Below are 8,159 nucleotides of genomic sequence, written 5' to 3' on the forward strand. Positions count from 1 at the left end.
GACATAGCTTACCGCCGAGCCGATCTCCTCGGCCAGCTCCTTGAGCTTGTCTTCGCGGCGAGCCAACGCCACCACGCTCCATCCGGCCGCCACCAACGCGTGCACAGTCGCCGCGCCGATGCCGCTGGATGCGCCGGTCACCACCACGCGTTTCGTTGTTTCCGTCATATGCCGGACCTCCTTCAATCTTGTTCAATCTTGGGACTTCTGTAATCGCTTCAAAAGCGAATAGCGCTGTATCTCAATAACGTCGCATTCGATTCCCACAGTAGTATCACGACTATCGCAGGATTATTCTGTTACCGAATTTTACGGCTTAACGGCTCCCAGGGCGCAACCCGAACAACGCGGTCCGCGGCTCAACGCGCACGCTCCCAGCCGCTCGCTGCTCAGCGAACGACCGCTCAGCAACCGGCCGCAGTCAGCGCCTTGTCCAGCCGCTCGACGCCGTCGGACGCCTCATCGAGGGTGATGACGCAGGGAGGCGTCACATGGATGCGGTTGTCGTGCACGCCGAGCACCAGCCCCAGCTTGGCGCCCTCGGCCACGATCTGCTTCATCGTCGCGCCGTCCAGCGGCTCGCGGCTCGCGCGGTCGGCCACCATCTCCACAGCCCAGAACACGCCCTTGCCGCGCACTTCGCCGATCTTCGGATGCGTCTCGCTCAGCGCCGAGAGCTTCGGACCGAGAATATCGTGGCCGACGTTGTAGGCGTTGTCGACGATATGCTCCTCCTCCATCGCCTCCTGCGCGGCCACAATCGCGCCCATCGCAAGCGGATGGCCGGAGTACGTCAGGCCGCCAGGAAAGACGACACCATCGAAGTAGTGCGCGATCGGATCGCTCAGCATCACGCCGCCCGCCGGCACATAGCCGGAGTTGCAGCCCTTGGCGAAGGAGATGATATCCGGCGTGTAGCCATAGTCGTCGAGCGCGAGCCAGAAGCCGGTGCGGCCGAAGCCGGTCATCACTTCGTCAGTGATCATGAGGATGCCGTACTTCTTGGTGATTTCGCGCACGCCCTTGAAGTAGTCCTTCGGCGGCGTGATGATGCCGGCGGTGCCGGGCACGGATTCGAGCAGGATGGCCGCGATGGTGTCCGGACCTTCGAACTGGATGACGTGCTCCAGATGAGCGAGCGCGCGTTCGCACTCCTCGTTCTGCGTGGTCGCGGAGAATTCGGAGCGGTACAGGTAGGGCGTGAAGAAGTGCACATGCCCGCGCGCGTAGTCGTTGGGCTTGCGGCGCCAGTCGCCGGTCGCGCTGATGGCCGCACCGGTGTTGCCATGATACGAGCGGTATGAGGAAAGAATCTTGTCGCGGCCGGTGAACAGCCTCGCCGCACGGATGGCGTTCTCATTGGCATCCGCGCCGGCGTTCGTGAAGAACACCTTGTTGAAGCCTTCCGGGGCGCGGCGCACCACCAGCGATGCAGCCCGTCCGCGAGCCAGATTCGCGTAATCGGGGCCGATGGTGCACAGCAGCGCCGCCTGCTTGGCGATGCCCTCGACGACCTTCGGATGCTGGTAGCCGATGTTGACATTGACCTGCTGGCTGGTGAAGTCCAACATCTCGCGCCCGTCGGCGTACTGCAGCCACGCGCCGTGGCCGCCGGTCACCTCGACCGGATGACGGTCGGCCTGCGCCTGCCATGAATGGAAAACATGCTTCAGATCCAATGCGCAGGCGTCGTCCCAGATCGCCTCGTCCGCAGATACATCGTGCCCCATGATCGTGCCCTTTCCTAGTGGCTCATATTCCAGTGCGTTCATATTCCAGATATCGCAGCGTGTTCGTGGTTCCGTTATGCCTTCTGCTGCGGCGATTGCGAACACGGCTCGCACCGCGCCGGAATCGCCCAGTCGAATGCAATCGCGCAATTCGCCTCGACTGCGCACACAATCTGCATATGCAGCCTGCGCATGCAGCCGTCAGCAACAAATGTCATTGTGACACTTGAACATTTCCTGCTTCGCATGAATGTTTACGCTTCACTAGCATGCTCGTAACATGACGAACCGCTTCGAAACACAGGCACTGCACAATAAACGTTATGTTATTCGCCAAATCGTTCAAACACCGCTTGCAAAGTGCGGAGCCGTTTGAAAACACAGGGCGCTGTCCGAAGATTCGGACAGCTCGCTTGGAATAATGCCGCACGGCATTTTGGCAACGTCATGCAAACCGCATCCCGCACGACTCACGGGGAGGGTCCCTATGCAGGCATCACAGCCATCGGTCCAGGCATCTCCTGCAATCGACACGGGCAGCGAAATCCTCGCCAAGACCAGCGCCAGCGACGTCAGCGGCGCTGGCGGCAATACAGGCAATGCCGGCAACGGCGCTCCTAACACCGCTGCAACGCTGGACGCGCAGCGACTCTCCGAACTCATCCTCGCCACCGCCGACGCGCCGACGCCGCAGCGCATCACGGAGTCCATCACCTCGCTGGCGACTTCGGAAGTGCTGCGCGAAGGGCAGCGGCTGCCCACCGTCCGCGCAATGGCCGCAAGCCTGCGCGTGAGCCCAGCCACGATATCCACTGCGTATCACGCGCTGTCGCGTGCCGGAGTGCTGGCCTCGCGCGGGCGGGCCGGGACGTATGTGCTGTCCCAAGCGCATGCGCAGGAGCAGGGCCGCGCTCTTCCGCTGCCCGTCAGCCGCCAGGACATGCCGCTGATCGACCTGTCGAAAGGCACTCCGGATCCGGCGCTGCTGCCGGATATCCGGCCATTCCTGAGCAAACTCGGGAACCGCAAGGCCTTCGTGAATTCCTATGATGGCCCGACGATTCTGCCGATGCTCGAAGGCGTGCTCCGCCGCAACTGGCCATACGAGCCGCAGGCCATGACGATGGTTTCCGGCGCTGGCGACGGTCTGTCACGCATCATCGAGTCGTCGCTGAGACCCGGCGATTTCGTCATCACCGAAACCCCCACCTATCCCCCGGTGCTGGGCATGATTGACCGGTGCGGCGCTACGGCTATCGGCGTCCCCATGGACGGCTGCGGCATGATCCCCGACGCCCTTGATCGTGCGCTGCGCCTAGCCGAACGTCCGAGTGCAGCTGTCTTCGCCGCCGCGCACCGGCCGCAAGTCGCCATGATCGTCGTGCAGCCGCGGGCGCAGAATCCCACCGGCGCGAGCATGACCGAGCAACGCATCGACGAACTCACGAATGTGCTGCTGCGCCATTGCGACGACGAGCGGAATATGCCGCTGATTGTGGAGGACGATCACAGCGGCGATGTGGCCAACGCCTACGCCGTATCCTTCGCGCAGCGCATGCCGGATCACGTGGTGCATATCCGCAGCTTCTCCAAATCGCACGGCCCCGACCTGCGGCTCGCAGCGCTCTCCGGCACGGGCGAAATCGTGGGCTTGCTCAATGCCCGTCGGCGCTTGGGACCGGGCTGGGTCAGCAGGTTCCTGCAGGAGATATTGAGCGAAATGCTCACCGACAAGCATGCTTTCAACACGGTGATCAATGCACGCCACACCTACGCCACGCGCCAAAGAACCATGAACGCGCTGCTGCGCCGCCACGGTTTGGATGTGCGAACCGGCGACGGCCTGAACATGTGGATACCCGTGCGCGACGATGCCGCCGCAGCGCAACTGCTCGCCGAGAATAACATCCGCGTCGCCGCAGGCCAGCCCTTCCGCCCGCGCTTCTGCGTCACCTCCGGCTCTGAAACCTCCGATCCCAAAGCCCTTGACGAGCACACGTCGCCTGGCATCCGCATCACCATCGCGCAGTCCGCCGCCGCCAGCGAGCGCGTCGCTGCGCTGCTTGCCCAAGCTGCGGAGACAAAAGCGGGGGTGAAGGAGAAAATGAAACCGGAAGCATGAACGAACGGCGCCACCTCAGAGCCCTGCACGACAGCAGCCTACGCTGACCGACAAGCTTGAAGCAACTGCGTGCTATACGAGATCGCCGACGCGGATTCAGCGACGATACGGGTCCCGCCTCGCGGCTTGCGTCACGCACTACTGCAATGCAGGTGCAGTATGCACTCGCCGCAACACCATCACTTGCAGTACTGCCGCGGCCCGCAGCACGCAGGTGCTTTTGGAAGCCGACACCCATCTCATCCACCCGCATCTTCCGTTGGACAACACGCGGCGCTTCATTATGGACAAGGGCGAGGGATGCCTGCTGTGGGACACCAATGGCAATGACTATCTCGACGCCACCGGCGGACTGTGGCTGGCGCAGATCGGCCATGGCAGGCGGGAGATCGGCGAAGCGCTGAGCAAGCAGGCGTCTCGGCTCGAATACTTCACCAGCTTCTGGGATTTCACGAATTCATCCATTCTGAAGCTCATCCCCACGCTGCTGGAACTCGTGCCCAGCCACATCACCGATTTCGTATTCACGAGCGGCGGATCCGAATCCATCGAAGCGGCCATCAAAACGGCCCGCTATTACTGGTACAAGAAGGGTCAGCCGGAGAAGAACTGGATTCTTTCGCGCCGCAACGCATATCATGGCGCAGCCTACGGCGGCGGGTGCGCGTCCGGATTCGAGGCCGACAACTTCGGGCTGGGTCCGCTCGTGCCGCATTTCCGCCATCTCACCCCGCCTCACACCTATCGTTCGTGGCTGTTCGACGGCCAGGATCCGGTGGATTTCTGCATAGCGGAGCTTGAGCAGTCCATCGAAGAGATTGGCGAGGATAATATCGCCGCTTTCATCGGCGAGCCGCTGCTCGGCGTCGGCGGCATGGTGACGCCGCCCGAAGGCTACTGGCCAAAGCTCGAGGCCGTGCTGCGCCGGCACAATATCCTGCTCATCCAAGACGAGGTCGTCACCGGCTTCGGACGCACCGGCTCGTGGTTCACCTGCCAGCGCTATGGCGTGCAGCCGGACATCATCACCGTGGCCAAGGGCATCACCTCGGGTTACATGCCGATGGGTGCCGCGATGATGCGCAAGGAGATAGCCGATACGGTGCGCGAAGGCATTGGGTTCCCGGTGGGATACACGTATTCGGGTCATCCGCTCGCCGCCACGGCAGCGGCCGTGAACCTTAGCATCATCAAGGACGAAGGACTCGTGGAACGCGCCAACACGATCGGCGACTATCTCGCCGCAGGATTGCACGCGGCGCTGGACGATCTGCCCGTCGTCGGCGAGGTGCGCCACGCCGGCATGGCGTTCGGCATCGAGCTGGTCAAGGACAAGCAGACCCGTGAGCCGCTTGAGCCGCAGGTCGCCATAGCCGATGAGATCCTCGACGAATTCCATGTCGTCGTCCGCTGCACGAATCCCACGATCATCGTGATGTCGCCGCCGCTGATTCTCAGCGAAGCGCAGGCCGATCGCATCGTCGAGGCCGTCTCCACCGTAGTCGGCCGATTCCGGCCAGATGGATCATACGAGAAGTAGGCGGTTATGCATGCGGGTCCGGCATGCTGGCGGAGTTCAGCGCACGAACTCCGCCAGCATGCGACGCCCTTAGCGCATAAACGCCCGCCGCACCTCGTCATGCGGCAGAGCATAGCTGGCATGTCCATCGCGTCCGACGATATCACGCGCGGCCACAAGCGCATTGACCACCGATTCCTCGACACATTGGGCGACCGCCTCGTATAGCGCGTCCATCAGTCCCCACGCGACGAATTCCATGCTGTCAAGTGCGCGTCCCTCCTCTTCGGCGGCCATCGAGGAACGCAGCGAGCCGGGATTGCCGGTGGAGAATGCCAGGAAGATATCGCCTGAGAAATGGCCGCCCGTGGTGCCGGTGCGAGCCAGGCCCATAGGCACACGCCGAGCCAATGCCTTGCATTGCACGGGCAGCAGCGGTGCATCCGTGGCGACGATGGCAATGACCGACCCTGAGCCTTCAGGCGGATTCGGCGCACCCGATTCCTCCTCGAACCAGCGCGTCTCCTGCATCGGATTCGGTGCCTTCGAGTCGCGGCCCAGCGGCACGCCATGCACGTTCAGCTCGTATCGTTTGCCGAAATTGCATTGCAGAAATGCACCTACCGTATACGTTTTGCCCAGCAACGTCACGGTGCGCGAGGCCGTACCGGACCCGCCTTTGAACCCGTAGCAGCACATGCCAGTGCCGCCGCCGACGTTGCCTTCGGCAATCGGGCCCGAAATCGCGCAGTCTAAGGCGTCGAACACATGCTGCAGCGTGACGTGCTGGCTGTTGATGGCGTTGAGATACCCGTCCCATGTTTCAGCCACGACCGGCAGCATCCACGCCGCAGCCTTGCGCGGGCATCGTTTGAAGAGCCACTGGTCGATCGCGGAATGCACGATGCCAACCGAATGCGTGTTCGTGATCGCCACGGGCGTGGTCAGCGAGCCGGACTCCTCGATCCACGTCCGCCCGGTCATCTCGCCGTTGCCGTTCAGCGCGAACGTCCCGGCGGCGCACGGCGATTCCACATCATCGCCGCGTGGCAGAATCGCAGTCACCCCAGTGCATGCAGCCTGCGGGCCATGCATGTGTTCGGCATCCGAAATAATCGTCGAATACCCCACGCGCACCCCTGGTACGTCGGTTATGGCGTTGCATGGCCCCGTCGTGCCGTCGAAAGCAACGCCCAGGTCGCGGGCGCGGGTGTGGGTGGGTGAGGCGATGCGAGTGGGGCCACTGTCAAAACCGCTGGCAGCGGCGTTACTGGCGGAATTCTCCCGATGCATCATGATTATGTTTCCTATCTTCTTACATAAATCGTATGCGGCAGCTGCAGCACGATAATCACGGTTGGCGAACCATCTACAGCACCACTTGACGATTCAGCTCTCGCCGCAGCTGCCGCCAATTTGGCAGGTATCGATCCATTCGCCGCTGGAACTCGGCACCGTGCCCATTGGCCCACAGGTGCGTCATTTCATGGATGAGCACGTAGTCCAGAAAACGCTCATCCATCAGCCCAAGCTGCAAGTTCAGCCGGATGCGGCCGGTTCGGGGCGTGCATGAGCCCCAGCGCGAACTCATCACCCGCAGCGTGATATGCGACGGCGAGCGCCCGACAATCGGCTCCCAATGCGCAAGCAGCGCGGGAAGCTGACTGTTGATCGCCGCAGCCGCTGCCCGCTTGCGCTCGTCGGACCACGCGAACGTCTCTCCGTCCGCGCCGCCCCCGCCCGTAGGACTGTTGCGCCGCGCCGCAGCGAGCCGTTGCTGCTGCCGCTCGATCCAGCCGCGCCGCTCGCGCACGAAGTCGACGATGCGTTCGTCGCCCATCCGAGCGGGCGCGGACACTTCAATCGAACCGTCCGCGGGCCGGACGCGCAGGTACACGTTCCTGATCATCTTGCGCGTCACATGCACGTCGAACTCGTCCACAACGAGCGTCGTTTCAGCGAGCGCACGCGGCCGGGAGCGATGACGATTGGGCATACGGGCTATTGTCGCTCGATTGCTCGACGGGGCAGGCAGCGCAGAAAGGAAGAACACCTTCGGATGAACCCGGACGGCAGTGCACGGTTCCGGCGGAAGAAACTATGGCTACGTCGGCTCCTACTCCCACCCAATCACTTGCCGACTGCAGAATTCGCACGACACGCACACCCATAGTTTGACTAATCCATGGGAAGGGGTATTCTATCTTCTTGTGCGCTTTCGAGCGTACTGGTTTTTCGGGCCCGTAGCTCAGGTGGTTAGAGCGCATCCCTGATAAGGATGAGGTCGGAGGTTCAAGTCCTCCCGGGCCCACGCAGAGATATGACAGCGGCTTTCTGGCCGCTTATTTTTTCTCTGTCATGGGGCTATGGCGCAGCTGGTAGCGCATCTGCTTTGCAAGCAGAGGGTCGCCGGTTCGAATCCGGCTAGCTCCACATACAGGGTTTTCGGCGGTTTGGCCGGAAGCCTTTTTTCATGCGGTTTTCCCGGGTTATAGGAACAAACGTGTTGGTTTAGACTGTGGTTTTTAGTCGGTGTTGTTGGGGTATGGGGTGCTGGCGTGCAGTTCGTTCCAGTCGACGCCGCTGCCCGCAGTTGGCTCGTCGCCGGTATGCTGTTCGCTTTCCCGTTCCTGCTGCGCTTTGGCCGAGGCCCGCGTCCTCTCCCGCGTCTCGTGGGCTTCGAGCAGCGCCTTGAGGTCGGGGCCGGGGCTTCGCATGAAGCATTCGTATTCGCATCGCGCGCATCATGCGCGCCTCGCCCATGCCCCGGTGGTTCACAAGGATCCGC

At 62.5% G+C, this 8,159-nt stretch carries 7 protein-coding genes and 2 tRNA genes; 4 read left to right on the top strand and 5 right to left on the bottom strand.

The window, feature by feature from the left end:
* Both BISU_RS11185 and BISU_RS11190 read right to left on the bottom strand, forming a co-directional pair.
* On the bottom strand, nt 1–168 hold a 168-nt coding region (locus BISU_RS11185), incomplete at its 3' end, for an SDR family NAD(P)-dependent oxidoreductase (protein WP_034533144.1).
* A 236-nt stretch (nt 169–404) separates the two neighbouring features.
* Nucleotides 405–1,772, bottom strand: coding sequence for an aminotransferase class III-fold pyridoxal phosphate-dependent enzyme (locus tag BISU_RS11190; RefSeq protein ID WP_226839109.1), 1,368 nt, complete (start codon nt 1,770–1,772; stop codon nt 405–407).
* A gap of 445 nt (nt 1,773–2,217) precedes the next feature.
* Here BISU_RS11190 and BISU_RS11195 point away from each other — a divergent pair, with 445 nt between their 5' ends.
* Entirely contained in the window at nt 2,218–3,852 is a 1,635-nt protein-coding gene (locus BISU_RS11195; RefSeq protein ID WP_024463825.1) for an aminotransferase class I/II-fold pyridoxal phosphate-dependent enzyme, read from the top strand.
* A gap of 220 nt (nt 3,853–4,072) precedes the next feature.
* Complete coding sequence (locus BISU_RS11200; protein ID WP_024463824.1) at nt 4,073–5,392, top strand: aminotransferase family protein; 1,320 nt, start codon at nt 4,073–4,075, stop codon at nt 5,390–5,392.
* A 69-nt stretch (nt 5,393–5,461) separates the two neighbouring features.
* Here BISU_RS11200 and BISU_RS11205 read toward each other — a convergent pair whose 3' ends face one another.
* Together BISU_RS11205 and BISU_RS11210 are read right to left on the bottom strand one after the other, a co-directional pair.
* A complete protein-coding gene (locus tag BISU_RS11205; protein ID WP_024463823.1) occupies nt 5,462–6,667 on the bottom strand; it encodes a DmpA family aminopeptidase in 1,206 nt (401 codons plus the stop codon).
* A gap of 73 nt (nt 6,668–6,740) precedes the next feature.
* Nucleotides 6,741–7,367, bottom strand: a complete 627-nt coding sequence (locus BISU_RS11210; protein WP_024463822.1) for a YgjP family zinc-dependent metalloprotease — start codon at nt 7,365–7,367, stop codon at nt 6,741–6,743.
* 241 nt (nt 7,368–7,608) lie between these two features.
* On the opposite strand from BISU_RS11210, the gene BISU_RS11215 reads away from it, so the two are divergent.
* Together BISU_RS11215 and BISU_RS11220 are read left to right on the top strand one after the other, a co-directional pair.
* A tRNA-Ile gene (locus BISU_RS11215) sits at nt 7,609–7,682 on the top strand.
* A 49-nt stretch (nt 7,683–7,731) separates the two neighbouring features.
* Nucleotides 7,732–7,804, top strand: a tRNA-Ala gene (locus tag BISU_RS11220).
* A 92-nt stretch (nt 7,805–7,896) separates the two neighbouring features.
* On the opposite strand, the gene BISU_RS11225 is transcribed toward BISU_RS11220, so the two are convergent.
* Entirely contained in the window at nt 7,897–8,088 is a 192-nt protein-coding gene (locus BISU_RS11225) for a hypothetical protein (RefSeq protein ID WP_051922020.1), read from the bottom strand.
* Nucleotides 8,089–8,159: the final 71 nt, after the last annotated feature.

Source organism: Bifidobacterium subtile (assembly GCF_000741775.1).
GTDB lineage: Bacteria > Actinomycetota > Actinomycetes > Actinomycetales > Bifidobacteriaceae > Bifidobacterium > Bifidobacterium subtile.